Annotated in this window: 26 protein-coding genes; 9 read left to right on the top strand and 17 right to left on the bottom strand. The window is 66.5% G+C overall.

Features of this window, described 5'->3' with window-relative positions; all coding sequences use genetic code 11:
- Window positions 1–149 precede the first annotated feature (149 nt).
- Window positions 150–1592 carry an IS66-like element ISGob4 family transposase gene (locus tag GobsT_RS28190; protein ID WP_029600604.1) on the top strand — a complete coding sequence of 481 codons (1443 nt, stop codon included), beginning with the start codon at window positions 150–152 and terminating at the stop codon, window positions 1590–1592.
- A 12-nt stretch (window positions 1593–1604) separates the two neighbouring features.
- Here GobsT_RS28190 and GobsT_RS28185 read toward each other — a convergent pair whose 3' ends face one another.
- The 7 genes from GobsT_RS28185 to proC form a co-directional block, all read right to left on the bottom strand.
- Window positions 1605–1949 carry a hypothetical protein gene (locus GobsT_RS28185; RefSeq protein ID WP_148087902.1) on the bottom strand — a complete coding sequence of 115 codons (345 nt, stop codon included), beginning with the start codon at window positions 1947–1949 and terminating at the stop codon, window positions 1605–1607.
- 139 nt (window positions 1950–2088) lie between these two features.
- The gene (locus GobsT_RS28180) at window positions 2089–2490 is read right to left on the bottom strand and encodes a hypothetical protein (protein WP_148087901.1); all 402 of its coding nucleotides are present in this window, start codon (window positions 2488–2490) and stop codon (window positions 2089–2091) included.
- 377 nt (window positions 2491–2867) lie between these two features.
- The gene (locus tag GobsT_RS28175) at window positions 2868–3308 is read right to left on the bottom strand and encodes a hypothetical protein (RefSeq protein ID WP_010048892.1); all 441 of its coding nucleotides are present in this window, start codon (window positions 3306–3308) and stop codon (window positions 2868–2870) included.
- A gap of 391 nt (window positions 3309–3699) precedes the next feature.
- Window positions 3700–4113 carry a hypothetical protein gene (locus GobsT_RS28170; RefSeq protein WP_010048894.1) on the bottom strand — a complete coding sequence of 138 codons (414 nt, stop codon included), beginning with the start codon at window positions 4111–4113 and terminating at the stop codon, window positions 3700–3702.
- A 33-nt stretch (window positions 4114–4146) separates the two neighbouring features.
- Window positions 4147–4389, bottom strand: coding sequence for a hypothetical protein (locus GobsT_RS28165; RefSeq protein WP_010048896.1), 243 nt, complete (start codon window positions 4387–4389; stop codon window positions 4147–4149).
- A 227-nt stretch (window positions 4390–4616) separates the two neighbouring features.
- Complete coding sequence (guaA, locus tag GobsT_RS28160; RefSeq protein ID WP_010052924.1) at window positions 4617–6161, bottom strand: glutamine-hydrolyzing GMP synthase; 1545 nt, start codon at window positions 6159–6161, stop codon at window positions 4617–4619.
- A 113-nt stretch (window positions 6162–6274) separates the two neighbouring features.
- Entirely contained in the window at window positions 6275–7105 is an 831-nt protein-coding gene (proC, locus tag GobsT_RS28155; protein WP_010052438.1) for a pyrroline-5-carboxylate reductase, read from the bottom strand.
- Between the two features lie 173 nt (window positions 7106–7278).
- Here proC and GobsT_RS28150 point away from each other — a divergent pair, with 173 nt between their 5' ends.
- Entirely contained in the window at window positions 7279–8688 is a 1410-nt protein-coding gene (locus GobsT_RS28150; RefSeq protein WP_010052435.1) for an MFS transporter, read from the top strand.
- Between the two features lie 36 nt (window positions 8689–8724).
- The gene (locus GobsT_RS28145; protein WP_109570810.1) at window positions 8725–8979 is read left to right on the top strand and encodes a hypothetical protein; all 255 of its coding nucleotides are present in this window, start codon (window positions 8725–8727) and stop codon (window positions 8977–8979) included.
- A 104-nt stretch (window positions 8980–9083) separates the two neighbouring features.
- Here GobsT_RS28145 and GobsT_RS28140 read toward each other — a convergent pair whose 3' ends face one another.
- The 7 genes from GobsT_RS28140 to GobsT_RS28110 all read right to left on the bottom strand — a co-directional run bounded on the left by GobsT_RS28140 (window position 9084) and on the right by GobsT_RS28110 (window position 13938).
- A complete protein-coding gene (locus tag GobsT_RS28140; protein ID WP_109570811.1) occupies window positions 9084–10196 on the bottom strand; it encodes a hypothetical protein in 1113 nt (370 codons plus the stop codon).
- A gap of 449 nt (window positions 10197–10645) precedes the next feature.
- On the bottom strand, window positions 10646–10960 hold the full coding sequence (locus GobsT_RS28135) for a P-II family nitrogen regulator (RefSeq protein ID WP_010052221.1): 315 nt from the start codon (window positions 10958–10960) through the stop codon (window positions 10646–10648).
- A gap of 17 nt (window positions 10961–10977) precedes the next feature.
- Window positions 10978–11325 (bottom strand): hypothetical protein, encoded by a 348-nt coding sequence (locus GobsT_RS28130; protein ID WP_010052225.1) that lies wholly within the window; start codon window positions 11323–11325, stop codon window positions 10978–10980.
- 24 nt (window positions 11326–11349) lie between these two features.
- The gene (locus GobsT_RS28125) at window positions 11350–11946 is read right to left on the bottom strand and encodes a hypothetical protein (protein ID WP_029601347.1); all 597 of its coding nucleotides are present in this window, start codon (window positions 11944–11946) and stop codon (window positions 11350–11352) included.
- A gap of 3 nt (window positions 11947–11949) precedes the next feature.
- Window positions 11950–12189 (bottom strand): DUF350 domain-containing protein, encoded by a 240-nt coding sequence (locus GobsT_RS28120; RefSeq protein ID WP_010052226.1) that lies wholly within the window; start codon window positions 12187–12189, stop codon window positions 11950–11952.
- 167 nt (window positions 12190–12356) lie between these two features.
- Window positions 12357–13442 (bottom strand): DUF1559 domain-containing protein, encoded by a 1086-nt coding sequence (locus GobsT_RS28115; RefSeq protein ID WP_010052132.1) that lies wholly within the window; start codon window positions 13440–13442, stop codon window positions 12357–12359.
- Window positions 13443–13488: 46 nt separating this feature from the next.
- Entirely contained in the window at window positions 13489–13938 is a 450-nt protein-coding gene (locus GobsT_RS28110; protein ID WP_148087900.1) for a hypothetical protein, read from the bottom strand.
- 240 nt (window positions 13939–14178) lie between these two features.
- Between GobsT_RS28110 and GobsT_RS28105 the strand changes: the two genes are divergently transcribed.
- The 5 genes from GobsT_RS28105 (at window position 14179) to GobsT_RS39025 (ending at window position 19528) form a co-directional block, all read left to right on the top strand.
- On the top strand, window positions 14179–15123 hold the full coding sequence (locus GobsT_RS28105; protein WP_010052126.1) for a DUF1559 domain-containing protein: 945 nt from the start codon (window positions 14179–14181) through the stop codon (window positions 15121–15123).
- A 41-nt stretch (window positions 15124–15164) separates the two neighbouring features.
- Window positions 15165–15596 carry a carboxypeptidase regulatory-like domain-containing protein gene (locus GobsT_RS28100; protein ID WP_109570812.1) on the top strand — a complete coding sequence of 144 codons (432 nt, stop codon included), beginning with the start codon at window positions 15165–15167 and terminating at the stop codon, window positions 15594–15596.
- Between the two features lie 726 nt (window positions 15597–16322).
- The gene (rho, locus tag GobsT_RS28095) at window positions 16323–17795 is read left to right on the top strand and encodes a transcription termination factor Rho (RefSeq protein WP_010051500.1); all 1473 of its coding nucleotides are present in this window, start codon (window positions 16323–16325) and stop codon (window positions 17793–17795) included.
- A gap of 86 nt (window positions 17796–17881) precedes the next feature.
- Window positions 17882–18562 carry a hypothetical protein gene (locus tag GobsT_RS40035; protein ID WP_010051506.1) on the top strand — a complete coding sequence of 227 codons (681 nt, stop codon included), beginning with the start codon at window positions 17882–17884 and terminating at the stop codon, window positions 18560–18562.
- Between the two features lie 48 nt (window positions 18563–18610).
- On the top strand, window positions 18611–19528 hold the full coding sequence (locus tag GobsT_RS39025) for a hypothetical protein (RefSeq protein ID WP_197905231.1): 918 nt from the start codon (window positions 18611–18613) through the stop codon (window positions 19526–19528).
- 116 nt (window positions 19529–19644) lie between these two features.
- On the opposite strand, the gene GobsT_RS28080 is transcribed toward GobsT_RS39025, so the two are convergent.
- The gene (locus tag GobsT_RS28080) at window positions 19645–21861 is read right to left on the bottom strand and encodes a calcium-binding protein (protein WP_010051599.1); all 2217 of its coding nucleotides are present in this window, start codon (window positions 21859–21861) and stop codon (window positions 19645–19647) included.
- A gap of 917 nt (window positions 21862–22778) precedes the next feature.
- On the opposite strand from GobsT_RS28080, the gene GobsT_RS28075 reads away from it, so the two are divergent.
- The gene (locus GobsT_RS28075) at window positions 22779–23441 is read left to right on the top strand and encodes an NAD(P)H-hydrate epimerase (RefSeq protein WP_109570814.1); all 663 of its coding nucleotides are present in this window, start codon (window positions 22779–22781) and stop codon (window positions 23439–23441) included.
- Window positions 23442–23545: 104 nt separating this feature from the next.
- Here the strand turns inward: GobsT_RS28075 and GobsT_RS28070 are convergent, their stop codons facing one another.
- The gene (locus GobsT_RS28070) at window positions 23546–24883 is read right to left on the bottom strand and encodes a reverse transcriptase family protein (RefSeq protein WP_050790335.1); all 1338 of its coding nucleotides are present in this window, start codon (window positions 24881–24883) and stop codon (window positions 23546–23548) included.
- A 195-nt stretch (window positions 24884–25078) separates the two neighbouring features.
- Window positions 25079–26938 (bottom strand): SWIM zinc finger family protein, encoded by a 1860-nt coding sequence (locus GobsT_RS28065; RefSeq protein ID WP_010045827.1) that lies wholly within the window; start codon window positions 26936–26938, stop codon window positions 25079–25081.
- Between the last annotated feature and the right edge of the window lie 16 nt (window positions 26939–26954).

Below are 26954 nucleotides of genomic sequence, written 5' to 3'. Positions count from 1 at the left end.
AACACCTCAAGCTCGTCCTGGTCGAGAACCCGGGGGATTCCATCGCGTAAGCGTTCATGGGGGTGCGCCACCCGCTTTTGCCCGTCATTTTAGCCCGTTTGGATACGCGGTTGCCACAAGCGGGCATGTTCCGTAATCGAGCAGACGTCATGACGCCTGTTCCTCAACCGCCGGAACTGCCCGATAACTTACCACCGGCGGTGGTGGCGTATATTCGCGCCTTGGAGGCCACGATCACTGCTCTGGTGGCCGAGGTCGCCGAACTCAAGGCCCGACTCAACCAGAGCTCCACCAACTCGTCGAAGCCGCCCTCGTCCGATCCTCCGCAGGTGAAACTGGCCCCGCCCAAGGCCCCTTCGGGGAAGCGTCGGGGCGGGCAACCGGGGCATCCCAAAGCCGAGCGCACGCTCCTGCCACCCGATGAGATCCGGACCCTCAAGCCGTCCGTGTGCCGGGACTGCTCGCGGTCGCTGGCCGGGGACGATCCGGCTCCGGCCATTCATCAGGTCCACGAGTTGCCCGTTATCAAACCCCACGTGACCGAGTATCGGTGCCACCGGCTCCGGTGCCCCCACTGCGGCACGACCACGGTGCCCGCGGTGCCGTCGGAGGCGCGCACCGGATACGGCCCCCGGGCGCAGGCGGTGGCCGCGCTTCTCACCGGCTCGTGCCGTCTGGGCAAGCGGGGCACGAGCCAACTGTTCGACGATCTGTTCGGCCTGCCCCTGAGCCCGGCCATGGTGTGCAAGCTCCAGCACCGAACCGCCGAGGCGCTGAAGCCGGTGGCCGAACAGGCCCTGGTGTACACCCGCGGGCACCCGGCCAACGTGGACGAGACCGGTTGGAAGCAGGGGCGTCAGCGGGCCTGGCTGTGGGCCGCCGTGACCACGTTCGTGGTGGCGTTCCTGATCCGCCGGACCCGGGGCCGGGCCGCCTTTGATGACCTGCGTGCCGGGTCCACGGCCGTGCATACGACGGACCGGTATCCGGTGTACACGCACCTCGACAAGTACAAGCGTCAACTCTGCTGGGCGCACCTGCGACGCGATTTCCAGGCGATGATCGACCGGGGCGGTTCCGGACAGGCGATCGGCGCGGCTCTGTTGGCGTGTTCGGACGCCCTGTTCGAGAACTGGTATCGGGTCCGGGACGGAACCCTCGCGCGGTCCACATGTCGCTCGACCTACATCCCCGCGTTGCGTCGTCAGGTCGGCACGCACCTGCGGAACGGGGCGGCGTGCGGCTGCGCCAAGACCGCCACGACCTGCGCGGAACTGTTGTCGGTCGAGGCGTCGTTGTGGACGTTCGCGCGTGTCGTCGGCGTGGAACCGACCAACAACGCGGCCGAGCGTGAGGTGCGTCACGCCGTGTGCTGGCGCAAAACCAGCTTCGGGACCGACAGCGAACGCGGGAGCCGGTTCGTGGAACGAATCCTCACGGTGATCGCCTCGTGCCGCCGCCAGAAGCGCAACGTCTTGGCGTTCCTCATCGACGCCGTCACCGCACACCGGACCGGCGCGAAGGCACCGACGCTCGTTCCAGCTGAAGCTCAACAACAGAACGTTGTGAATCCGCTACTCGCCAACTGTTGATACACTGCCGCATCACCCGTGAACGCTTACCCCATCGCTGTCTACGTCGGACGGTGCGTACCCGCCCACGTCCACTCCATACGGCTCGCCCACCGCGGTTGATAACTCGCTCCGGCGGGGGAGAACCTCCTCCAACTGGTGGAGGCCGATGGCGAACATCCGGGTCGACTCGCCGGGACCATCGTGGTTTTTGTCCGAGAACCCCGGCAGCCACGCGACGGCCGTGCGGTACGCTGCCTCCGCGTCGGGGGCCGCGAACAACTGGGCGTCGATACGGTGCCGCCGCTGGGACCGGACCGGCGGGCCGTCCGTGCCGGGGGCGAACCACAGGCCCTCCACCGCCACAACGACTTGCATCACGAACATCCTGTCGCTCACTGGCTGCCCCGAGGTGCCGAACAGTAAGACCACCTGCACCGTCATCACCGGATGGGCGGTGCGTCCCGAATCAGCCGGCGGTGTCAGATGCCGCGCCGGGCACCGCCTCAGCCTCAGACTACCTCTCAGGCGGGGTGAACGACTCCATTAAGTATCGCAGCCCGCCCTCATTGGTCTGTTTGACGCGCCCAACGCCCGGGGCGTACCAGTGCGTATTTGGCCACAGTTTCGCGTCCGAGTCGACGAATTGCATGTGCTCGACGACGGGGAGCGCCTCGAACCGCCCGGCCGCGACCCGGACCAACTCGGGGCGAAGCGCCTTATGCTTGAACCGGATCTCGCTGTCCCCAAACTTCGTCACCGTCTCCCACTGCGCGCCCGGCTTGTGGGGCAACTTGAGCAGGCAGACCGGCGGGTCGAACGTGCTGCCGCCACGTTCCAAGACAAACAGCCCGCGGCTGGACACCAGCATCTTTTCCCCCACACGCCACTGGCCGCCGTCCTCGAACTCGGTCGTCACTACGGTGTCATTGCCTTTCCGTTCAACGTTTCTGACCACCATCTCCCCTGAGTTCCGGGGGCGAACGCCCCTGCAGTCATAAGACCACTTGGTGCCAATTTTTGTTGGATAGTAGGCGGCCGGGCAGTCGGCTTCTTTGGGCACGGGGGTTGCCGAACCTGTTGTAAGCACGAAGGCAAGAGAGAAAACTGCCGTCAGCATCCTTGTCACCACCTATTCTCCTTGCGAGCGCTCATCCGGCTTCTACAGGGCACCGGGTTACAAGTTCACCGGCACCGCCCTCATCGGATGAGCGGTGCGTTCCAAATCAGATGGCGGTGTCGTGTGCGGTCCCGGGTTCGGCTGCCTTTGGTGCTGCGGTTGCGGCCGCACATGGATCACTTGCCAACCACAGCGCGCGGGGCGGGGGCGATCTCAATGCGCTCGAATTCGAGCGTAGTGCCGTCCTCGGTCAGCACCACGCGGCCCGGAGACAAGCGCTCAATCCGCATGGTCAGCACCTTCCCCCGATCTCTGTCCCAAGTAGCCGTGTGGCGGACTTCGGAGTGGAAGACCTCGTATGTCCCTGTGCGCACATCCGGAGAAGCATATGAGAACTCGTTCCGCAGTTCGAGACGGCCGTCGTCACGGAACACATACACCAGGTCGATGCCCACCGGCAAGAAAGACGGCCGAATCGGCGTTTTCGAGAGATCTGGGGAGTAGCCCACCATTTTCCATCGCCCGACCAAGTTGGGGTCGATAGCTGGCCGCGGAACGGGTGCACTCGATAGCGTGGGCGCGAACACTACCATCCAGCCGAGGGCGAAGGTACGCATGTTCCCTCCAGTTCGTCCGAGTCGGGCGAGAGCAAAACCAGCATCGAAGCCCACCACCGCCCGAAGCCCTCGGGTGGCCGAACCAGTGTTTGGTGTGCTAAGGACCGTCCTTGCCGCCTCAAGGCCGGTACAAATCTGCAGATTTGTACCGGCCTTGAGGCAGATCTGCAAGACTACTGTTGTGGCCTCTGCATAGCGTGAAGGTCGCGTGAATGCAGCCAAGCGTTCGTGTGGCCTGATGGGGGGGGCCGTAAGTACGACCGGACCGGAATGGTTTGCCACGCGGGGGGGGCGCGATCTGTTCCGTAAATCTGCGACCGCTGTCTTTCCGAAATGAGCCCGCGGTTGCACACCACGGGCCACTCTTTGATACGTCCCGGCCGGCAGGCGGTTACGCCGCGGGCGCACCGCTCGCCTCCGCGGACTCCCGCGCCTTGCGGGCCTTCCGCGCCTGGATGAACGAGTTCACGCACAATCCGACGAACACCACACACACCAGAATCATCAGTTCGCCGGAGATCGCCGACTTCTTCGTCGGGTCGAACTCGCCGGTTTTGCTGATCTGGCGGACGAGTGGCATGAACCCGCCGAGCGCGCCGAGGAGGCCGATCATCGCCGCGAGGTGCATCACGTGCTTGCGGATCTTGTCGTTGAACGCCAGCGCGCCGCACAGCACGAGCGCGGCACCGAAGAACGCCGGGATCAGCGCCGTTACCGGCGGCGGTTGCACCTCCGAGGTGCCGTAGCCCACGATCCCGACCAGAACCAGCAGCGCGCCGCAAATCATCGTCGGCCAAGCCATCATCGGCGTGTTCCTTGTGGTGAGAGGGGGATAGTTTTAACCGCGTTCCCCGGCGGAGATTAACTGTAGGAGGTCACGTACCAACTGGTCCGGGCCTTCCACGTCCACCAGCCACGCGTCCGCGAACACCGTCACCTCGCCCGCCGGGAACAAGTAGCGGTGCAACCCGATGCCGATGGCTTCGGTGTCCCCCTCCGGTGCGCCGCCCAACTCGTAAATGGCCGCGAGGAGGCGGTCGCGGGTGGCGTAGTCGTCGGACGCGCAGATGTCGGCTCGCACGGCTGGAACGCCTCCACCGTTGTGGCTTTCCAAATACAGGATTCACCGCAGAGAGCACGAGAGGGCGCAGAGAGAAGGCAATAATAGCAAGAGTGAGCTTGAGAAAGCCACGCGCCGCCGAACATCGAAATCGAGTGGGATTGCGATATCGCTTTGCCCCGGTCTTCTCTGCGCCCTCTCGTGCTCTCTGCGGTGAATACGGCCTTACTCCGCGTTCCAAACGCCGATTACTCCCACTCGATCGTGGCGGGCGGCTTGCTGCTGATGTCGTACACCACGCGGTTGATGCCCTTCACCCGGTTGATGATCGCCGTGGCGGTCCGGGCGAGCAGGTCCTCGGGCAGGCGGGACCAGTCCGCGGTCATGAAGTCGTCGGTCTGCACGCACCGCAAGCAGATGGTGCTCTCGTAGGTGCGCCCGTCGCCCATCACGCCGACGCTCTGAACCGGCAGCAGCACCGCGAACGCCTGTGAGGTCTTCCGGTACCAACCGGCCTTGCGCAGCTCTTCCAGGAAGATCGTGTCGGCCTTGCGGATCGTTTGGAGCTTCGGATCGGTCACCTCGCCGAGGCACCGCACCGCGAGCCCCGGCCCGGGGAACGGGTGGCGCCACACCACGTCTTCTGGCAGGCCGAGTTCGGTGCCCAGGTGCCGCACCTCGTCCTTGAACAGGTCGCGCAGCGGCTCGATCAGCTCGAACCCCAGCTCCGCGGGCAGCCCGCCGACGTTGTGGTGCAGCTTGATCGTCGCCGCCGGGCCGTCCGGGGAGCCGCCGCTCTCGATCACGTCGGGGTACAGGGTGCCCTGGGCGAGGAAGTGGGCGTCGGGGATGCTCTTGGCCTCCTCCTTGAACACGTCGATGAACACCTTCCCGATGATCTTGCGCTTCTGCTGCGGGTCGGTGACCCCGGCGAGCGCCGTCAGGAACCGCTCGCCCGCGTCCACCGCGTGCAGGTCGGCCTTGAACCAGTCGCGGAACGTGTGCTTCACCAGCTCCGTTTCGCCCTCTCGCATGAGGCCGTTGTCGACGTAGATGCACGCCACCTGCGGCCCGATGGCCTTCACCAGCAGGGCCGCGCAGACGCTCGAATCGACCCCGCCGGACAGCCCGCAGATGACGCGCTTGTTGCCGACCTTGCGCCGGATCTCGGCGACCGTGTTCTCGATGAACGCGGTCATCTTCCACTGGCCGGAGCAGCCGCACACGTCGCGGAGGAAGTTCGCCAGAATCTGCCCGCCGTGCGGGGTGTGGGCCACCTCCGGGTGGAACTGGAGACCGAAGATGGGGCGCGAGGTGTGCTTCACCGCCGCCAGCGGGCAGGCGTCCGTGGCCGCGAGCGGCACGAAGTCGCCGCTCACGTTCTGCACCTGGTCGCCGTGGCTCATCCACACGATCGACTCGGGCGGGTAGCCTTTGAAGATGGTGTCCGGGTCGGTCACGCTCAGGGTCGCGCGGCCGTACTCGCGGGTGTGGGCCGCGCCGCCCACCTTGCCGCCCAGGAAGTGACACGCGAGCTGCATCCCGTAGCAGATGCCGAGCACCGGGATGCCGAGGTCGAAGACCGCGGGGTCGCAGTGCGGCGCGCCCGGCTCGTACACGCTCGCGGGGCCGCCGGAGAGGATGATCCCTTTCGGGTTCAGCTCCTTCACGCGGGCCGCGGAGATGTCGTGCCGCACCACCTGGCAGAACACGTTCAACTCGCGCACCCGCCGGGCGATCAGTTGCCCGAACTGCGAGCCGAAGTCGAGAATCAGGACCAGTTCGTTTGTCATTTGTGGAACCAGTAACTGCTTCACCGCAGGGGGCACGCGCGGACGCAAGAAAACATGGGCCGTGCTCGGCTTCTGTTTTTTGCCCGCTCACGTGCCCCCTGCGGTGAACTCTTTTATTCCTTCTTCCCCAACTCCCCGGCGCGCCGCGCGGCGGCCTCGACCGCGCCGATGGCCGCGGCGCGGAACGCGGACCGCTCCAACTCGTGGATGCCCGCGATCGTGGTGCCGCCGGGGCTCGCGACGGCGTCCTTGAGCGCGCCCGGGTGCAGGCCGGTTTCGAGCACCATCTTCGCGGCGCCGAGGACCGTTTGGGCCGCGAGCGCCTGGGCCACCGGCCGCGGCAGGCCGGACTTCACGCCGCCGTCGGCCAGGGCCTCGATGAACATGTACACGTAGGCGGGGCCGCTGCCGCTCAGGCCGGTCACGGCGTCGAGCAGGTTTTCGGGCAGGTGGAACGCCTGGCCCACCGCGCCGAACAGCTTCCCGACGAGAGCGGTGTCGGTGTTGTCCGGCTGCGGGTTCCGCGTGGCGTACCCGCTCGCGCTCGCGCCTACCAGGCACGGGGTGTTGGGCATCACGCGGGCCAGCCGCGCGGTGCCGAATTCGGCCGCGAGCGTGTCCAGGGTGACCCCCGCGGCGATCGAGATGACGAAGTGCCGGGGCTCCAGCGCGGGCTTGATCTCGGCCGCGACCGCCGAGACGTTGTGCGGCTTCACGGCCACGACCAGCACGTCGCACTGCGCGGCCACGGCGGCGTTCGACGCGACCGTCTCGATGCCGGTGGCGGCCTGGAACTTCGCGCGCGTCTCGGGGTACGGGTCCGCCGCCCGGCTTCGCGCCGCGTCGAGGAGCCCGGCCTTCGCCCACGCCGCCCCGAGGGCCGTGGCCATCTGGCCGGCGCCGAGGAACCCGATGGACAGCGGGAACAGATCCTCATGCGTCATCGGAACGCGACCCCCGCGGACCCGGCACAAAGGGGAAAAGATTCATCATAGCGACCGCGGCACGTTTGCGGAAATGCTGGCTTCCGGTTCGGCGGCCGTGTAATGTCTCCGGAACTGTCCTCACCACACGCGGGGCGGCCGCCCCCGGCCCGCGCGCCACGTACCGAGCTGCCATGTCCGTTGATTCTTCCGCACCCGCGCCGGTCGCGCCGCGCACCGGCTGGGCCAGCCTCCGGGACCTGACCGGTTACCAGTGGTTCGTGTTCGTCGTGTGCTGCCTCGCGTGGGACCTCGACTGCATGGACCAGCAGCTCTTCGTGCTGGCCCGCGAGCCGGCCCTGTCGGCGCTGATGCACAAGCCGGCGACGTCCCCGGAAGTCGGCTACATAGGGTCGTGGGCCACCGCGGTGTTCCTGATCGGGTGGGGGCTGGGCGGGATCGGGTTCGGGGTGCTCGGTGACCGGCTCGGGCGCGTGAAAACGCTCACCGCGACCATCGGTCTGTACGCCCTCTTCACCGGGCTCAGCGCGCTATCCGTCACCGAATGGGACTTCATGCTCTACCGGCTGCTGACCGGGTTCGGGGTGGGCGGCGCGTTCGCGTCCGCGGTGGTGCTCCTGGCCGAAACCGTGCCGGACAATGCCCGGCCGTACGCGCTGGGGCTGTTCCAGGCGTCGAGCGTGCTCGGGAACTGCACCGCCGCGCTCACCAGCATGTACCTCGGGTCGCTCCAGAAGCAGGGCGCGTTCCCGCCCGACGGGTGGCTCACCCCGTGGCGGGTGATGTTCCTGCTCGGCATCCTGCCGGGCCTTTTGCTCGTCGTGGTGCAGTTCTCGCTGCGGGAGCCGCAGAAGTGGCTCGCCCTGCGGGCCGCGGAAGCGACCGGCGCGCGGCCGTCGCCGTGGCAGCAGTTCACGGGCACGCTCACCGGCATCTTTACCACGGCCCCGTGGAACAAGAGGCTGTTCCTCGCCCTGTTGCTCACCGGGGCCGGGGTGATCGGGCTGTGGGGCATCGGGTTCTTCTCTCCGAAACTCGTCGGGCTCGCGCTGGAGGAAACGCTGAAATCGGAGGGGCTGTCCGGCGACCAGCTCAAGGGCGAAACCGGGCGCTGGCGCGGGATCACGTCGCTGGTGCAGAACGCCGGGTCGTTCCTGGGCATTTTCGCGTTCAGTTGGGTCACGGGCATCTTCGGGCGCCGGCCGACGTTCGCGGTGTTCTTCGTGTTGGCGGCGATTTCAACGGCGGGTACATTCTGGTCTCTGCAAACGCGGTCGGACATCTTCTGGATGATCCCGATCATGGGGTTCTGCCAGCTCGCGCTGTTCGGCGGGTACGCGATCTACCTGCCGGAGCTGTTCCCGACGAAGTTCCGCAGCACCGGCACGAGCTTCTGCTACAACGCGGGCCGGGTGGTGGCGGCCGGCGGGCTGTTCGTGATGGGCGAGCTGCCGAAGATGTTCACCGGCGACACCGCGACCCAGTTCCGGTACGCCTGCGTGACAATGTGCGCGGTGTTCCTCGTCGGGCTGCTGGTGCTGCCGTTCTTGCCCGAGACGAAAGACAAACCGCTGCCGGAGTAGTATGCTTTCGGCGAACCCGAACACGGAGCCAAAGCGATGACCGTACCGGACTGGTTGCAGACGCGCGGCGGGGCGCTGAAGCCCGGGGTGCGAACCGAAACGACGTTCGTGATGCTCGAAGGGAACCCGCAGTACAAGCTCGAGGTGCGGCCCGCCGCGGGCAAGTTCGCGTGCGCGGTGAGCAGCACCGTCAACGGCAAGCGGCTCGACGACGCCGCCGCGACGTACCCCACCGCCGCCGACGCGCTGGCGGGCGGGCTCAATCAGCTCCGCGATAAGCTCGGCTGGTGAGGTTCAAGTCAAAAGGTGAAAGTGAAAAGGCAAAAGGGAAAGGCAAGCGGCCCGATCAGGCTGCCCTTCGCCTTTGCCTTTTCACTTTCACCTTTTGACTTATTTCAGCGTCGGTTCTTCACGAAGAACGAGATCCCGCCCTTCGCCCCGCCGGCGCTGAGGTGGGCCGACTGGTCGAACCCGAAGGCCTTGAGCACGCGGATCACCGTCTCGCCCTCTTGGGCGCTGCCCACCTCGAACAACTGGCGGCCGCTTTCCGTTACCGCCCAGCGGCCGTTGACCTGCTGCGTTTTCAGTGCGCTGGGATCGAGGTTGCGGCCCAGTGCGGCGAGCGCAACGCGCGTCGGGGGCTTACCGTCCACGAGGAAGAACGTGAGCCCCGAGACGCCCCCCAGCTTGCAGAACTCGGTGAACCGCCCGTCCTGGATGGTGCGGACGGCCTCGCGTGCGGCCCACTCCGTCGGCCCGAACCGCCCGAGCACCTCCGGTCCGAACGCCACGACCCACTCGAACCCGTCCTTCCGCGCCTCGACCCGCCGCGGGTCGATCTTGATCATCTCGCCCGTGAACCCCACCCCCGGAACCGGGATGCCGGTGCGCGTCAGGGCTTCGATCTGGCTTTGTACCACCAGCGTGCCGCCCGGAATGGTCTTCACCGGGTCCGCCGAGGCGAACAGGTAGCTCATGGTCGGTTGCGTCGGCGCGCCCACAATGCCGAGCCGGTTGAACCCGTAGTGCTGGATCGCCGCGCCGGCCTGCTCCGCGCCCGCTTTGTCCGTCCCAAAGTTGAGAAGGATGTTGTCGTCGTCGCGGACCACCCACACGCCGCGAACCGGTTCCACGCGGGTCGAACGGAGGTCGATCGGCCGCACGAACTTGGCCGCGCCGGCGCCCGGCCGCGGGGTGCTCGTCCCGCCCGATTGAAGTACTTCTCCCGTGCCGCCCTCCTTGGTTTCCGGCACCACGCCACCGGTGACCGCGGGGCGCCCGTTGGTGAGCCCGTATTCCACCACCGGCTTCACGCCGCCGATGGTGACCCACTCGGTCGGGCGCAGCTCCCGCAGCACGCGGGCGAGATCCTGAGCGTTCGCTTCGCTTTCGCCGGTGTTTCGAAGGACCTTCTGACCGGCCCACACTTCCCACCCGCTTGTCGTGCGTCTCACCGCCACGTCCGTCGCACGGAGGGCGAACTTCTGCTCGGCGTACGGAAGCGGCATCTGCGCCCCGAGTGCCGTCGCCGGACTTGCCGCCGGCTGGTTCCCCTGCCTCTGCGTTGCGCCCGGCTGTGCGCCCGGAAGTGGCGGGAGCCGTCCCGGCATTGGGGAGGCGGTGGGCTGTGCGGGTTGGAGCGACCCCGGTTGCGGTTGTGCGCCTGGCTGAAGCGGGAACCCCTGCGGCGGATACGGGTTCGGGGGCACGTTCGATGCGGGCTGCGATTGCGGGAACGGGTTCGGTATCGGTGTAAGCGGCCGTGTCGGTGACTGTTGTGGGTACGGGTTCGGGATCGGTACGAGTGGTTGCTGCGCCGCAGCAAGGTTCGCGGTCAGGACGGCGCCCAAACCCGTAGCGATCAGCTTCCGCATCGGCCCACTCCGAAAGGCGACGGATTCCGTCTCTTCGGTCTGTATCGGCTGTGCGGGCTGGGGAGGTTGAGTCGAAAATGTGGTCAGAACACGAGCGACTCGGGCCACGCGAGTGGCACGACGAAGACCTTGCCGTCCCCGATGCGGCCGGTCCGCGCGACCTTGGGCACGAGGTCTTTCAGTTGGGCCGCCTGCTCGTCCGTGGCCCAGACGGTGATCTCCACTTTCGGTAAGTACGCGGCGCTGTACTCCGACCCGCGGTACCGGTCGAGGTAGCCCTTCTGGCGCCCGTACCCCTTCGCCTCGCGCACCGCGCACGCCGTCACGCCCAGTTCGGCGATGACCTGGAGCACGGCCTCCGCGCGGAAGGGCTTGACCACAATCGTCAGTTGTTTCATGCGATCACGCAGACGGGTTAGCGCCGGCCCATCGTGAAGTAGATCCACACGCCGAGCAGGACGAACACCGAAACGATGCCGACGAACCCCAGCAGGTTGATGACGATCGCGAGGTTGCGCTTGCGGGTCGGGAGGTGCGCGTGCGGCTTCCGCTCGTCGTACTCGTGCCCGCACTCTTCGCAGATCACCGCCCGGCACACCATCGCCCCGATCGTGCCCAGGTACCACGGCCACGGCCCCGGACGCACGGACCGCGCGCCGCACTCCGGGCAGGGCACGTCCGTGTTGTTGCGCGGCCCGCGGCGGCGCCGGGCCGGGCGGCGCGTTTCGTCGTCGCGGTCGTCGTCATAATCGTCATCGGGCATGGGCACTGTCCTCAACCGGTTCGTTCAACTGCTCGCCGAAGACGCCGACGCGGACCCGGTGCTGCCGAAACCGCCGCGCGTGATCGAGGAACCCGAGGGCGGCTTCGCGCCGGCGACGGAACTCGGTGCCGACGGCGCGGTGTGAACCGGGTGCGATCCGGTGCCACTCGGCGCGCGATACGGTGTCGTTGTACTGGGCGTGCGGTACCCGGAACCGCCGCTCACCCAGGAACTCGAACGAGCCGGGGCGCTGTGGTACACAGTTCCGCCGTGATACACGGGTCCGGTTCGGTACGCCGGGCCGAACACGACGATCGGCGGCACCCACACGCCGTGGTGGTACACCCACAGGTGGCCGTGGCGGTCGCGCGGGATGCCGGGTTCGGGGACGGGCCGCCCTTCGGCATCGAGTACCCGGTTACCCTGCTCGTCCACTTTCCACTGCGGCTGGACCGCGTTACCGCTTTCGTCGTACCAAGTTTCATCGACCGGTTCGTTGGCGTCCGCCGCCGCCTGCTCGTGCGTGTCGTCCTGAGCCCCGCCGCATCCGGAGGCGGTGAGGCACCCGGTGAGCGTCAGCCCGGTGAGCAGCTTCAGGGTGATTGTGCGTGACATTTTCATGGGTTAGCCGCCGATCGCGCGGACCACGATCAGGCTGATCCCGAGCACCACGGCGGCCAGAACCACGCCCACCGCGACGTTCCCCTTCGCCAGTTCTTCCTCGACGTTCAGCTTCGGTGTGATCCACTCGAACACCTTGAACCCGAGTGCCAGCAGCGCGATCCCGAGCAACCCGAACGCGGCTGCGGCTAACAGGGACAGCCCGAAGGTTTCGGGGCTCCAGCTTTCGGCGAGGAGTGTCATCGGGAATCGTGTCGCTCGGGTGCGCGGGGGGGGGGCCGGCCTCACTGTACGCACTGGTTCGCAGGTTTACACGCTCGATTTTTGCGAATCACACGCGATTAACGAAATGCGGCCGGCCCGGGGAACTCATCCCCGGGCCGGCCGCGCTCGTGGCGTGTGGGGCCGCGTTAGTAGTTGCCGATCACTTCGCCGCCGGTGCGGGTGCCGAGCGCGGAGAAGATGCCGGCGTCCAGGCTGTCGCGAAGGAACTTGACGCTCCCGTCGGCGAACAGGAAGTTCGCGCCGCCGCTGTGGCCGCTCCCGGCGCTCAGCTCGTAGGCGGCGAACCCGGCGCTCCCGCCGGCAACGCGGGGGGTGTTGATCTTCACGGCGGTCGAGAACAGGAACTCCGACATGTCGCCCTGGTTGCTGGTGTCCGCGTCGTCGCCGCCGATCGCCCAGTGGTCCTTACGGCCCTGGCCGCTGGCGTTGTTCTCGCGGGTCAGGCCCATGTCCGGGATCGCGAGCCGGTCGGTCAGCACCTCGCCGATGGCGATCGTGTTCGAGGTGCCGTCGGTGATCCCGGTCATGGTCACCCCGCTGGTCATCCCGCCGTAGCTCTGGCCGTCCCGCGTGATCCGCTGGTGGACCTGTTTGGCGATGAAGATCCCGTCGAGGGTGTGGATGTCCTCGGTGCCGCTGTTGGTCGAGCCCCACGGGGTGTTGGCGGTGATGCGGCGGCGGTCGTCGGTGATCACCCCGGACACGCACCCGGAGTAGTTGGCCGGCGCGCGGCGCTGGACGATCCAGTTGTCGCCCGAGATGTCCGGGATGTTGTCGGGCAGGCCCGACGACGGGCAGGTGAACATCTTGAACTTCATCTCGCACGCGCCGATGTTCCGGAGGTCCGGGTTCGAACTGGTGATGTCACCGGGGACCCCGGGCAGCCCTTGCGCCCACTGCCGGTTCGCGAGGCTGTCCTCCTGGAACGTCAGGGCCTTGTAAACGTTGTCCTGCTCCATGTACGGCAGGATGAATGCGGTCCACGCGCTGCCGACGTTGAACTCGATGCCCAGCGGCCACCCCTGCTGGGCGTCGTGGAACGAGTGGCAGGCGAGGCCGAGCTGCTTGAGGTTGTTCTGGCAGCTCATGCGGGCGGCGGCCTCGCGGACCTTCTGGACGGCGGGCAGCAGGAGCCCGATCAGGATCGCGATGATCGCGATCACCACCAACAACTCGATCAGCGTGAACCCGGACCGGCGGCGCGAGGGCATCGGTAACTCCTTAGGAAAATGAGGATGAAACGGGCGATGCGGGCGGTCACTGGGTGGACAGGTCGAAGTTGGCCTCGGCGCCTTCCTTCGAAACCGTGAGCCGTTCGGGCGTGTCGCTCAGCGCCTCGTACTTCGAGGGCAACAGGTTCTTGACACCGCCCGGCACCTCGCTCGGCTTCGTCTCCGGCGGGATCGCTTTACCCTTGCTGTCGACCCACGCGACGAACGTGACCTTGTAGGTGCCGGGGAAGATGCCCTTGGTCCCGTTCGGGTGCTGGATCTCGAACTCGCCCTTGTCGTTCGTCATCCCGAACCCGTACCCGTGCTTGCTCGGGTCGAACCCTTCGACGTCCGGGAACAGACCCACCTTGCAGTGCGGGACCGGCTTCCCGCCCGCCTTGACGACACCTTTGACCGTCACCATCGGCGGCTTCCCGCACCCGGGCACCGCAACAACGGCCGCGGCTACAAGAAATAACGAGACTGCCCAGCGCATGACGCACCTCGCGAAGATGTGGTGTTACGGTACACATCCTACACGAAGATCGCATGAAGCTGCGTTGAAAATGCATTACAGAAAATACCATTGTGATATACAGTTCGCTGCGGTTCTTTGCTCTGCCCGTTTCGCGCGACACCGAAAAAGTTGTGGCGTTCTGGTGACAGTTCTGTTAGGATTTCGGGCGGCTCGGATAATCGTTCCGCATTTCCGACTCGTTTCTCCACGAGGGTCGCCATGTTTTCATTTCGCCAGCGGCGCGGGTTCACGCTGATCGAGTTGTTGGTGGTGATCGCGATCATCGCGATCCTGATCGGGCTCCTGCTGCCCGCCGTCCAGAAGGTGCGCGAGGCCGCCGCGCGGATGTCGTGCTCGAACAACCTGAAGCAACTCGCCCTGGCCGCGCACAGCCACCACGACGCGCTCGGCGGTTTGCCGCCGGGCAGCTTCGGGCCGATGACCGGCGACTACAACTTCCCGTCCGGCTGGGCGGACCCGTCCCTCGGCGCGGCGGTGCCCTGGGGCCACTTCAGTTGGGCCGTGCCGGTGCTGCCGTACGTCGAGGCCGACAACCTGTACAACCGGTTCAACCTGAACGTTCCGGCCTACGCGTCGGCGATCTGGGAGAACGGCGCGAACCGCGGCCCGGCGGGTAACACCGCCAACCAGTTCGCGTGTACCAACGCGCCCAAGGTGTTCCGGTGCCCGTCGGCCCGGCCGGCGGGCAACCCGAACGAGATGAAGGACTACGCGATGAACGCCAGCAGCGGCAGCGACAACTGCTGCGCCGAGCGGATGACCCAGCAGAACGGGATCGGGTGGGTGAACAGCAAGGTGCGGATGACGGAGGTGACCGACGGGACCAGCAACACGTTCCTGTTCTTGGAGAAGGCGGCGTGGGCGAACCAGAGCTGGCTGGACGCCAACCAGGGCGCCAACCACTTCGCCTGGGTCCACCACCCGACGCAGGGGATGGTGACGGCCCGCGAGTACGGCGGCGGCACCCCGTTCCCGCCGAACGCGACCGTTTACAACAACCGGGCGGCCGTCGGCAGCCACACGAACGGGGTGCTGGCCGCGTGGGTGGACGGGCGGGTTGCGCTCGTGAACAACAACATCGATTTCAACGCCTACCAGTGGATGTTCACCCGGGCGGGTGGCGAGGTCCTCCCGAACTACTGATTCGGCGCCGAGTGCCTTACCCTCATAACCGGAGCGGACCCATGGCCACCTTTCTCCGGGCGGCGGCGACCGCCCTTCTGTTCCTTGCGCTCGTCGGTGCCGGCGGCTGTAGCGACGGGCCGAAAATCGTCCCCGTATCGGGAACCGTTACCCGGAACGGGCAACCCGTGCCGCACATGACGGTCAACTTTGAACCGGCGACCGGGCGCCCGAGCTGGGGCGTGTCGGACGAGAGCGGGCGGTTCACGCTGGAGTACGATGCGAGCACCAAGGGGGCCGTCGTTGGTACTCACAAGGTCTGGGTGGCGTGGCGCCCCGCCAGCCCGAAGGAGGAACTTGATGCCGCGAAGGGGCGCGGAAAGAAGCCGGCGGATCTCGTTGCGATTCAGCAGAAGTACGGAGCGGTGGACAAATCACCGCTCCGGGTGGAGGTGACGGAAGCCGTTCAGAACCTGGACATCAAACTGGACTGATACCGAATCCGGTTGAAGAGTGCTTGTGATTGGGAGCGGACTCGGCCGATGGTAGCCGATGCCCGGTGAGGGGGTACTCATCAATCGGATTCGGTACGACCCGCGAGACCCATACAGCCGGTTGCGGCTGCGGGTGATTCGTTTCGGAGCCGTACCGGGCCGGCGCGCTACAAACGCGCCGGCCCGCATCTCCTCACATCCTGCCTTAATGCGACTGGATTTTTTGCGGTACTGAGTCTAGAATCGTATTGACGCGATTCAGGGATGACGTAGACTGCCGGTAAGTTGGAAGCCCGCACTTTCCAGCGTGTCGGGCCGCGATGAGCGGCTCACAACGCATCTTGACTTCCCCACCCATATTTTGGCACTGTGAGTAAAACGCCTGGCACTCGTCCATTTAGCCAAAGAGGCGTACTGCCAAAAAGGTGCGTGGTCGAAGAGGCAAGTGACCGAAAGAGGCGAATCGCTGGGCTTGAACCGCACTCACCGAGTTCCGTGACCTTTCCCGGAGTGCGGCGCCGAACGGCGAGGGAGTTGCTGACAAGTTGTGAAGCGTTTCGCCCCGTGTGGGAAGTCTGTGCGTACCCTCTGACTTGAGTTTCGCCTGAATTCGGGCTCGCCGGGAATTGGTCCCGTGCGGTCCTTTGGTGGCGCTATTGCCACGTCCGACCGGCGGCGGAGAACCGCCCCGAGTCCTGTTCATCCCTTCCGACCGAGGATCGAGCTATGCCCGACGCCAAAGGCGTCGAAGGGTCGCCGCTGCCGCGGCCCTCACTTCGTGCTGCCGCAATCGCCGGCAAGCGCCCCTTCCGGAAACCTGAAGGTCCGCCCCCGGTCGCTTCGGCGCCGCCCGCCGCACCCCCGCCCGCCGAGCGCCCGGAGCGTGAGCGGCCCGAGCGCCCGGAGCGGCCCGAACGTCAGCGCCCCGCGGGCAGCGGGGCGCGCCTCGACGACCTGTACCGGATGCCGATGCCCGAGCTGTTCGCGCTCGCGGAAAAAGAGGGCATCCGCGAACACACCGGGATGAGCCGCGCGCAGCTCATCGTGGGCGTGGTGCGGCGCCAGATCGAGCGTGGCGAGGTGGTCCGCGGGTCCGGCACCCTGGAGGTTCTGCCCGACGGCTACGGGTTCCTCCGCAGCCAGGCGCACAACTACCTCGCCAGCCCCGAAGACATCTACGTCTCCCCCAGCCAGATCCGGCGCATGAGCCTGCGGACCGGGTTGGTGGTCGAAGGGCCGATCCGGCTGCCCATCGAGAACCAGGACAACTTCGCGCTGATGCAGATCGAACTCGTCAACGGGAAGCACCCGGACGAGGGCACCGGCGTCACCAGCTTCGAAGACCTGACCCCGCTGCACCCGAACGAGCGGCTCAAGCTCGAAACGACGCCCGACGACCTGTCGATGCGGATCGTCGACCTCATCACCCCCATCGGCAAGGGCCAGCGCGGGCTGATCGTCGCGCCGCCCCGCACCGGTAAGACCATCCTCCTCTCGAAGATGGCCAACGCCATCCTCAAGAACCACCCCGAGTCGTACGTTTTCGTGCTGCTGGTGGACGAGCGGCCGGAAGAAGTGACCGAGATGCAGCGGCTCGTCCAGAGCCCGAACGCCGAGGTGGTGGCGAGCACGTTCGACGAGCCGCCGGAAGAGCACATCCACGTGTCCGAGATCGTCCTGGAGAAGGCGAAGCGGATGGTGGAAATGCGGCGGGACGTCATCATCCTGCTCGACTCGATCACCCGTCTGGCCCGCGCCCACAACACCGAGGCCCCCGGCGGCGGTAAGCTCCTGTCCGGCGGTCTCGATTCCAACGCGATGCAGAAGCCGAAACGGTTCTTCGGTGCCGCGCGGAACGTCGAGGAGGGCGGCTCGCTGACCATCCTCGCGACCGCCCTCGTGGACACCGGCTCGAAGATGGACGAGGTCATCTTCGAGGAGTTCAAGGGCACAGGTAACAGCGAGCTGCACCTGGACCGCCGGCTCGTCGAGAAGCGCGTGTACCCCGCGATCGACGCGGTGCGCAGCGGGACGCGCAAGGAAGAACTCCTCATGCACCCGGAGGAGTACGAGAAGGTGCGCATCCTGCGCCGCGTGCTGGCCGACATGCACCCGGTGGAAGCGATGGAGATGCTCATCAACAAGTCGAAGAAGACGAAGTCGAACCTGGAGTTCCTGCTCTCGATGAACCTGGGCTGATGGCCGAGGTGAGCGAGTCGCTTCAACGCACCCCCGAGACGCGGTTCGACCGTGACTCGGGGGTGCGCTGCTTTTGAGAACCCGCGATGACCGAAGAAGAATGGTTGGCCTGGCGGCGACCGCTGAGGTTACTCCGTTACCTTCACAAAGCCGCCACACACTCCGATCGGAAGTTTCGCCTGCTCGGTGTGGTGTGCTGTCGTCGGGTCGTGGAGCAGATTTCGGACGTAACGCTCGCGGAGGTGATCGACGGGTGCGAGCAGATTGCCGAAGAGTTGAACGCCGAGGAGTGGGACCCGGTACTGCTTGATCGATTGAGCCTGCTGAGAAAACGATTGCAAGATTCGCACGGCTGTAGAGCCGAAATTGACCGGGAAGAGTATGAATTCACGTTCGCGGTTGAGCAGCTCACGTCATTCCCGATCCATCCCGAGTATTGTCTCGATTCGTGCATGTCGGCTCCGTGCGGTCACGACGATTATGACACCGGCCAAGGCGAGTTGCTCTTTCAGGTTGATTTGCTCCGCGAGATTTTTGGCAACCCGTTTCGGCCGGCCGAGTTCGCGCCTGAGTGGCGTACCTCAACCGCGGTCGCCCTCGCACGCGAGATGTATGACACCCGCGACTTCTCCGCGATGCCGATCCTGGCCGACGCACTTCAGGACGCCGGGTGCGACAACGCCGACATCCTGACCCACTGCCTCGACCCGCAACCGGTTCACGTGCGCGGGTGCTGGGTGGTCGATCTGGTGCTCGGGAAGGGGTAGCGCGTAGCGGCTCAGTTCTGTGGCGAGGACGCAAGGGAAGGTGCTGCAATGCCCGAAGAAGAGAGGTGGCTGACGCGGGCCGGTTTCCACTGGTTCGAGAATGCGCCGCTGTACACCCGCATGTCCGCGCGGCAGATCGCACTCATCACGACCGCGTGGCTCGACCGGTTCGAGCCGTTCTGGGCTGCGCCCATGTCGTTCTCTCCATCAACGCCCGCACTTCTTCGCGACGACCAAGTGCAAGCCGCAATGGACCTCCTCGATCGCTGGGCAGATGGGGTAACCGGACCGCACGATTGGGGTGAGGTGGTGAAGAGCGTCCGCGCGGCCGCGCACTTAGCTCGTATGCGCTACGAGGATTTTGCAGAGTTTAACGAAGTAGTGTTACCTTGGCGTGCCGAGGGCACGACTTCCGCAGCCGAGGCGGTTGAGTTCGTGTGCGAACTGCTGGCGGTGTGTGGAACGCCGGAGCGCAAGCTGGCCGACGCGCTGGCCGCGTTCGGCACCCGCTCCGCGCCGTCGGTCCCGGCGTTTGTGACGACCTACGAGCGCCGTTCACCGTTCATCAGTTCGCCCCAACAGCGGGCGCTGGATCAGTTGGTGTCGGTTCTCCGCGGACTCAGTCAAGTTGCGGCTGACGCCGCCGGCTGGCGGTCGGAGGACCAGAATCACGCGTATGACGCTGAATGCCAAGCCGAATCACATGCCAAGTTGGCACTTATGCACGAGGTGTTTGGCAACCCGTTTCGGCCGGTCGGGTTCGCGCCTGAGTGGCGCATCTCAACCGCAATCGCGCTCGCACGCGAGATGTATGACACCCGCGACTTCTCCGCGATGCCGATCCTGGCCGACGCACTTCAGGACGCGGGCTGCGACAACGCCGACATCCTCGCTCACTGCCGTGACCCGCATCAGGTGCATGTGCGCGGGTGCTGGGTGATCGACTTGGTGTTGGGGTATGAGTAGGCCGGCGGGCGTGGCGCAGGACTTCCGCCCTGCGCCACGCCCGCCGGCCTACTCCAGGGCGGAAAGCCACTGGAGGGTGGGCCTCCACCGGCTTCCAGGTCGGGGCGGGCGGCCGGCTACCGCCGCTCCCCGGTCAGCTCGTTGACGTAGTTCTTGTTCAGTTCGAACCCGAAGTAGGCGGACAGCCCGCCGTCTGAGTAGATCAGGTCCCCGTCGGCCGCCACCGCGACGTCGATGTCGAAGTAGATCTGTCCGAGGGCGTTGAGGATCTGGTAGCCGGGGCTGATGTACTGGCCGCCCCCGTCGAGGATGTCTTTGCCGTCCCCCCCGCCCAGGATGTCCTTGCCGGTTCCGCCGTACAACTCGTCGTCCCCGGCTTCCCCGTACAGGTCGAACCCGTAGGCGTACCCGTCCCCGCTGAGTTGGGCGTAGGCGAGTTGCGTCTCGCCCCCGAGCATGTCGTTGCCGCCCTCGCCGTACAGCTTGTCGTTCCCGTTGCCTCCCTTGATGGTGTCGTCCCCGTCGCCGCCGCGGATCACGTCGTTCCCGTCCTCGCCGATGTCTTCCCAGTAGTAGATCGAGTCGTTGTTGGTGCGGCGGACGTTGACCAGCACGGCCCCCAGGGTGTCGTTGCCGGACCCGCCTTCGATGACATCGTTTCCGGACCCGCCCCGGGCGGTGTCGTTGCCGGACCCGCCCCGCAGAACATCGTCCCCGGGCTCGTCAGCGAACGTGTACTGCCGCCATCCGCCGCTCAGCCCGCCGACGGTGACGACCGCCCCGAGCACGTCGTTCCCGTCACCCCCGTCGAGCACGTCGTTGCCGAACCCGCCGCTGAGGGTGTCATCGTCCCCCTCTCCGAACAGCCGGTCGTTCCCGGCCCCGCCGGTCAGCGTGTCGTTGCCGGCCCCGCCCCGCAGGAGGTCGAACCCTATGCCCCCGCCCAGGGTGTCGTTGCCGGCGTCGCCGAAGAGGGCCGCGTCGCCGGACGTGCCGGCCAGTAGGGTGTCGTTGCCGGCGCCGCCGCGGAACTCGACCGACCCGGTGTAGCCGTTCGCGCTGAACCAGTTGTTCTCGGCCCCGCCGGTCACCGCCACGACCTCCATCTCGGTGATCGGGTCGAACTCCATGAACGCCCCCTGCCAGAAGTACGATCGGACGGCGTCGGCACCGACGTACACGACCGCGTACCGCGCGTTCTCGGCCACTCGGTCGAAGCCGGCCCCGCCGTACAGGCCGTCGTTGCCGGCTCCGCCGGTCAGCGTGTCGTTGCCGGCCCCGCCGTACAGGGCGTCGTTCCCGTCCCCGCCGTCAAGGTTGTCGTTGCCGTCCCCGCCGTACAGGGCGTCGTTGCCGGCCCCACCGTTCAGGATGTCAAAGTTGCCCTCGCCGGAGAGGGTGTCGTTCCCCTCTCCGCCGTTCAGGACATCGCCCCCGCCCGTGCCGCGCAGCCAGTCGGCCCCGGCCCCGCCGTGGAACATGACCGTCCCGGTGTACCCGATCGCGTCAAAGCGGTTGTTCTCGGCCCCGCCCCACAGTTCGACCGTCTCGACGTCGGGGCACCCGACGGTCTCGACGACGCTCCCGAACCCGGTGGCGGTGACCTGCCGGAACACCACCTGGGTGTTCTGCACCTCGGCCCCGGCGGCCCGGGCGGCAATGGACAGCCGGTCCCACCCGGTGCCGCCGGTCAGGGTGTCGGTCCCGGTGCCCGGGTCGAAGGCGTCGTCTCCAGCTCCGCCGGCCAAGAAGTCGTTGCCGGTCCCGCCGATCAACAGGTCGTTGCCGTCCGACCCGGATGCGTAGTCGTTGCCGGCTCCGCAAGTGAGTACATCGTTCCCCTGGCCTCCGTGGATGATGTCGTTGTCCGCCCCACCGTCGATGGCGTCGTTGCCGGCCCCGCCGTTGAGGTAGTCGTCGCCCGCACCGCCCGTCAGGGTGTCGGCCGCCGAACCGCCGCGCAGGTCATCGTTCCCGTTCCCGCCGTCGGCGTAGGCGGGGATGTCCGTCTCGTTGGAGAACGAGTCGTTGCCGTCGAACCCCGCGAACTGGATGTACATCCACGGCACGACCGGCACCGCGGTCGACACCGCCGGGCCGTTACCGGCCCGGGTGGTGACCGTTAGCTGTCCCCCGGACCGGGTGACGGCCACGGCGTCGTCCCCTGCCGTGCCGGTGATGTATAACGCCTCGCCGTAGGGGAAGACGGACACCGACGGCATCACCCGGTCATCCAGGGCTTCGAGCCCCGAACGGAGCGCTGGAACCGGGCGGGGGCGGCCGGTCGATTGGAGCAGACGGGCCGCGAGCTTTTTGAGAGTCCAGGTAGGCATGGGCAACCTCCGAATGGGTGGGCGGCGGGAGGAGTTCGGCGGTCGGGGGCGAGACCTAACACACCGGCCCGCTTTTTCATCGGCTGCTTGGGGGGGGGCGATGATTCGGACCCTGAAGGCCGGGTGCCCCTGGTCAGTGCAACCCGGCACGCGTTGCATACCGCCCTTTGCCGCGGGGACATTCGGCCGGCTCACGAGGCGGGACGTAACTGCTTCCGGCAGTCTGGTGCGGTGGCTCAGGTCGGTCCGTGAGACGGGTCTTACCGCACGACCCGCTACCCCAACAGGCGGCTGCAGGTTCACCCCCGGGTGCTGGGGCCAGAGTGATACGCAAATCCGTTTGAGGGTCTCGTTCCGCGATGGGAGCCCGCGCCCCGCAACCGCTCGTGCCATCTGTATCTGTAGGGGGCGGATGAACGGTGCGCCGGTGGCACGTTGGGTTACGCCATTCGCGTCTTCAGGGCGTCAGGTGTAACGGGCGGTACAGTTCGAGCCCCGAATAGCGGTCGGCGCGACGAGTGGCGGTTCACTCCTCCCGAGTAGCCCTTGAAGCCAATTGGGTACGGCGGGCGGAGCGGTTCCGGTGGCACTCGGGGCGCGGTGTAACGGAGGTTACAGTGGTCGCGACGAGGGCATCGGCTGGACCGTCGCGGGTTGGGAACTGGCGGGGTGCTACCCTTCGAACGCGCCATTCACTTCCCGCGAGCTACCGGTTCGCTACCGTCCCGCTACCCATGAATCACTTGCACAACCCGCAAAGGCGGATAACACGACCGGTCGAAGGGAACCCTGCCGGTGTACGAACGAGAGGTGTAAAATTATTCCAGTCAATTGTTTAGGTGCGAGTAAGGGCGCGGTCACACCCCGTGGTCTCACACTCTGCGAGTTCAACGATTGGTGATATTGAGGTCAATACCATGTTCACACTCTCACGCAGTGAGGTTCGCGAACTCGACCGCCGGGCGATCGAGGAGTTCGGGGTTCCGGGCGTAGTGCTGATGGAGAACGCTGGCCGCGGCGCCGCCGAACTGCTGATGCGCCTGAACCCGGATCGCAAGGCGGTGGTGATCCTGTGCGGACCGGGAAACAACGGCGGCGATGGGTTTGTGATCGCCCGCCACCTCGATAACGCGGGGTGGCCGGTGTGGACGATTGATCACCCCGGAACGACACAACTAACTGGTGATGCGGCCGTGAATCGAAAAATCATCGAGCGCTCGGCTGTACCCATGCTGCCTTGGCTTCCGGAAGTGCTACCCACGCCAGCGGGTTGGCTTATCGATGCCCTTTTCGGTACCGGACTGAACCGCGCACTGGATGAACGCTACACCGACTACTTTCGCATGCTTAATACTTCGGGATATCAGGTCCTCGCGATCGACATTCCCTCCGGGCTCGATTGCGACACCGGCGAACCGCTCGGCCCGGCCGTCCGGGCGACTCACACCGCTACCTTCGTTGCTCCCAAACGCGGGTTCCTCAATCCAAAGTCGAAGGAGTGGACCGGCGAGGTCCACACGATTGACATTGGCGCACCCCGCGCGCTTGTGGATCAGTACAGGAGGAGCAAGCGCGTATGAGGCAAGAGTACGGAATAACCGTCGGTCACTCGGTGTTGTGTCTGAAATCAACGATCTCAGATCGCAGGTTGAATCGGCTGGATTTGGCGTGCGTCGCCCGAACATCACACTACTTGACCTTCCGCCTGGCCCTCGAATCCCTGAATGTCTGCGAGCATCTTGCGACCGAGTTCCGGGTTCGTCATGTGGACGAACGCCGCGTAGCCGGTCAGGCGGGCCAGCGATTCGCCTTCTTGGAGTGGCTTGCCGGTTTTGAGCTTGTGAATCGCCGAGCGGAGCTGGCGCCGCAGCTTGCGGGTCGTGCGCGGCGGGCCGTCGCCGTTCACCACGAGCCCCGTCACGCTTTGCCGCCCGCCCGTTCGGTGAATCCGCGTCTTCTCGGACTTGACCTCGAAACCCTCGGCCTCCACGATTCGTCGGGCGCACCCGAGCATCGAGCCGAGCTTCGGCGGCCCCTTGTGCTCCATCGGGAGGCTAAAGGTCAGGTCGTCGGCGTAGCGGGTGTAGCGCCAGCCGTACCGCTTCGCCAGCCCGGCGAGCCGGCGGTCGAGGCGCAGGCACAGCGCGTTGGTGATCGCCGGGCTGGTGGGGGCGCCTTGCGGCAGGCACCGCGGCCCGAGCGAGACGTAGTAGGTCTTTCCCTCAATGGTCACGATCTCGCGCGGCGCTTCGGTGCAGACCTGGGCCAGCAGCGTGCTGATCCCATTGCGGTAGCCGGCGCGGCGGAACACGCCCCTCACCCGCTTCACGGTGACGGTCGGGAAGAACTCCTTGATGTCCATCTTCAGCAGGATCTTGGGGCTCTCGTGAACCTGCGCGTTGCTGAGGATCGACCGCCCGACCAGGAACCCCTGCGCGGAGCCGTGAACCGGCAACCGTTCGACGATGTGGTGCAAGATCCAGCGCTGCGCGGCCTTCAGGCGCTTCTTCGGCGCCCAGATGGGCCGTTCGGTGCCGTCGCGCTTGGGGATGGTGAACCGGACGTAGTGCAGGGACGTGGCGGCGTCGCGGTGGTACGCCATGCCTTTGAGCTGCGCGACGGTGACGCCGAGCGCCTCGGCGAGCTGCTCGGGTTTGTCGAGCGCGGGGAGTTCGTTCTCGGCCGCCCGCTCCTCGCTGTTGGGCGTGTCCCACTTATCGTCCTTCGGCTCGTCGGTCCAGAACACGCCCTCGCCGAGGTGAACGATGTGATTCGCCTTGTACGCGCCCCACGTCTCCCGCCGGAGCTTGCGGCGCTCCTCCGCCTCCTGCTTGAGCGCCTTCTTGTACGCGTCCTTCTCCCGGTCGGACATCGCGTCGGCGTCGCGCCGGGTGACGAGGAACCCGCGCTCGCGGAGCTGCCCGTCGATGTACGCCTTCATCCCCCCGGCCTGGACGATGAGGCGCCAGAGGGTCTGTGTGTCGGGCGCCGCGGGCGCGGGCACTGGTGTCGGTGTGCTCATGATGACCCAAAAGGCAGTGATTCACCGCAGAGGGCACAGGAAGGCGCAAGAAAGAGTGCTTCACCGCAGAGGGCGCGAGAGGGCGCGGAGAGAAAAGTCGAGAGCGAACGATCGTTCTTCTGCCTTTTATCTCAGTTCTTTCTCTCTGCGCCCTCTCGCGCCCTCTGCGGTGAAACACTCCCGGTTGTGTTCGGCTCATTCCGCGATCGCGTCCAGGTAACCTTTCGCGTCGAGGTCCGCGAGCTTCGCGAAGTACGCCCGCCGGGCGTCCTCTTCCGTGTTGAACCGCATGGTCTGGAGCCGCATGGTCTGGCCGCTCGGCCCCCAGCGGTATTTGATCTTGTCGCGCTCCAGGGAGACCTGGACCACGTTCTCGACCGCGCCGTCGCGCTTGGCGAACGCCCGGGTTTCGAACTTCACCGCGTCGTCGGCCTTCGCCTTCTTCGCTTCCTTCTCGGCGAACGCGAGCCGCAGCGCGATGAGGTGAACGCACGGCCCGCCCTTGATGCCCTGTTTGCGGAACGTCGCGCAGGTGCAGGTCACCTTGCGCACCTGCCCCTCGTCCGCGAGTACCATTTGCGGCCGGTAGTCGCGCTTGTCCTCGACCACGGTGACAGTGCCCGTCAGCTCCAGCCCGATGCCCGCGATGCGGTTCTCGCCGGTGATGCGCACCGCCCGGCCGCGGGCGAGCAGGTCGCGGGCCACCTTCTCGCGCGGGTTGCGGAACTGGAGGCGTTCCAGGTCGAGGGGCTTGGCGGTGAGCGGCCGGTGCCGATACACGCCGCCGGCGATGTCGTACATCAGCTCCCCGTTCTGACACCCCACCTGCACCGCCTCGACCAGCGCCGCGCCTTTCAGACCTGTCGCCTGTGTAAGCTCCTTTGGGGCCGCCTTCCAGTGCGTCGCGAGGTGCGCGACGACCTTCTTCGTCGGTTCGCCGTCCTGGGTTTTGCGCGGCAGCAGCAGGTCGAAGCCGAGCGCGCTCGACCAGTTCGCGGAGGTGAACCCGGTCATGCCGAGGGTGAGCGTGATCTCGCCGCAGCGGAACACCCAGAAGCTCGGCAGCCCGCTCCCGAGCAGGTACACGTCCACGCTCTGGACGAACGGGAGCAACCGCTTGATGGTCATGAGCCGGCGCCGCCCCCACACCCGAACGAGGCGCGCCGCCTTACCGCGGAACACGTCGCCGGTGGTGGTGAACACCGTCTCCCAGGGCTCGGCCACGATGCGCGGCTGCTGGGCGGGGATCAGCTCGAACCGCAGCCCGCGCTTCTTGCCCTTGCGGTCGCCGTTCATCCGCAGGTGGCGCAGGACGTTGTACAGGTCCATCGGCGCGAGCTGCACGTGGTCGAACGGCAGCGTCGCGGCCGACTGCACCTGGAGGAACCCGCGGAGCCACGAGTCCGGCACCTGGATCTTCTTCTCCAGCGTCGCGCCCCGGGTTTCGGGCGCGGGCGCCGCGCCGTCGGGGCCGATCGCGAACTTCGTTTCGCGGTACCCGCGGATCTGCTGGACGCTGGCGTACAGGGCGTCGCTGAAGTCGATGTTGGTGGTGCCGTGGGCGGCCGGGCCGGAGGCGTCGAACGCTTCCGGATTGAACGCGAGGCACGCGTAGGTGCTCTCGTCCTTGCCGAACACCTCGAACGTGATCTGGTCCGGGTGGACGCTCACGACGGGGTCGAGGATCGTCAGGGCCGTTGGGTCGTTCCGCAGCATCCAGGCGAAGTACGCCTGCTGCGCGTGCCACACGCCGAGCGGGGCGGCGTCGCGCTTCAGGCGCAGGTACGCGATGTACTGCGTGCGGTCCTTCGGCGCGTACCGGTAGTCGCTGCCGATGACCCCGTACAGCGCGGAGAGCGCCTCGCGGAACCGCAGCGGGTGCTTGAGCGCGCCTGCGAACCGCACCGGCGGTCGGTCGAGGTTGCCGAACAACTCGACCAGCGCGCCGCTGCCGCTCGTGCTCACGCGACTCGCACCGCCGTAGGTGAGCTGCGCGCCGCTGGAGGGCGGTGGGGCGTCGCTCGGTGCGTCGTCGACCGTCGGTTCGGTGGCCATCACATCACCCACAGGA

Origin of the sequence: Gemmata obscuriglobus, assembly GCF_008065095.1 — a bacterium.
GTDB lineage: Bacteria > Planctomycetota > Planctomycetia > Gemmatales > Gemmataceae > Gemmata > Gemmata obscuriglobus.
This window is presented reverse-complemented; position numbering and strand designations above follow the sequence as displayed.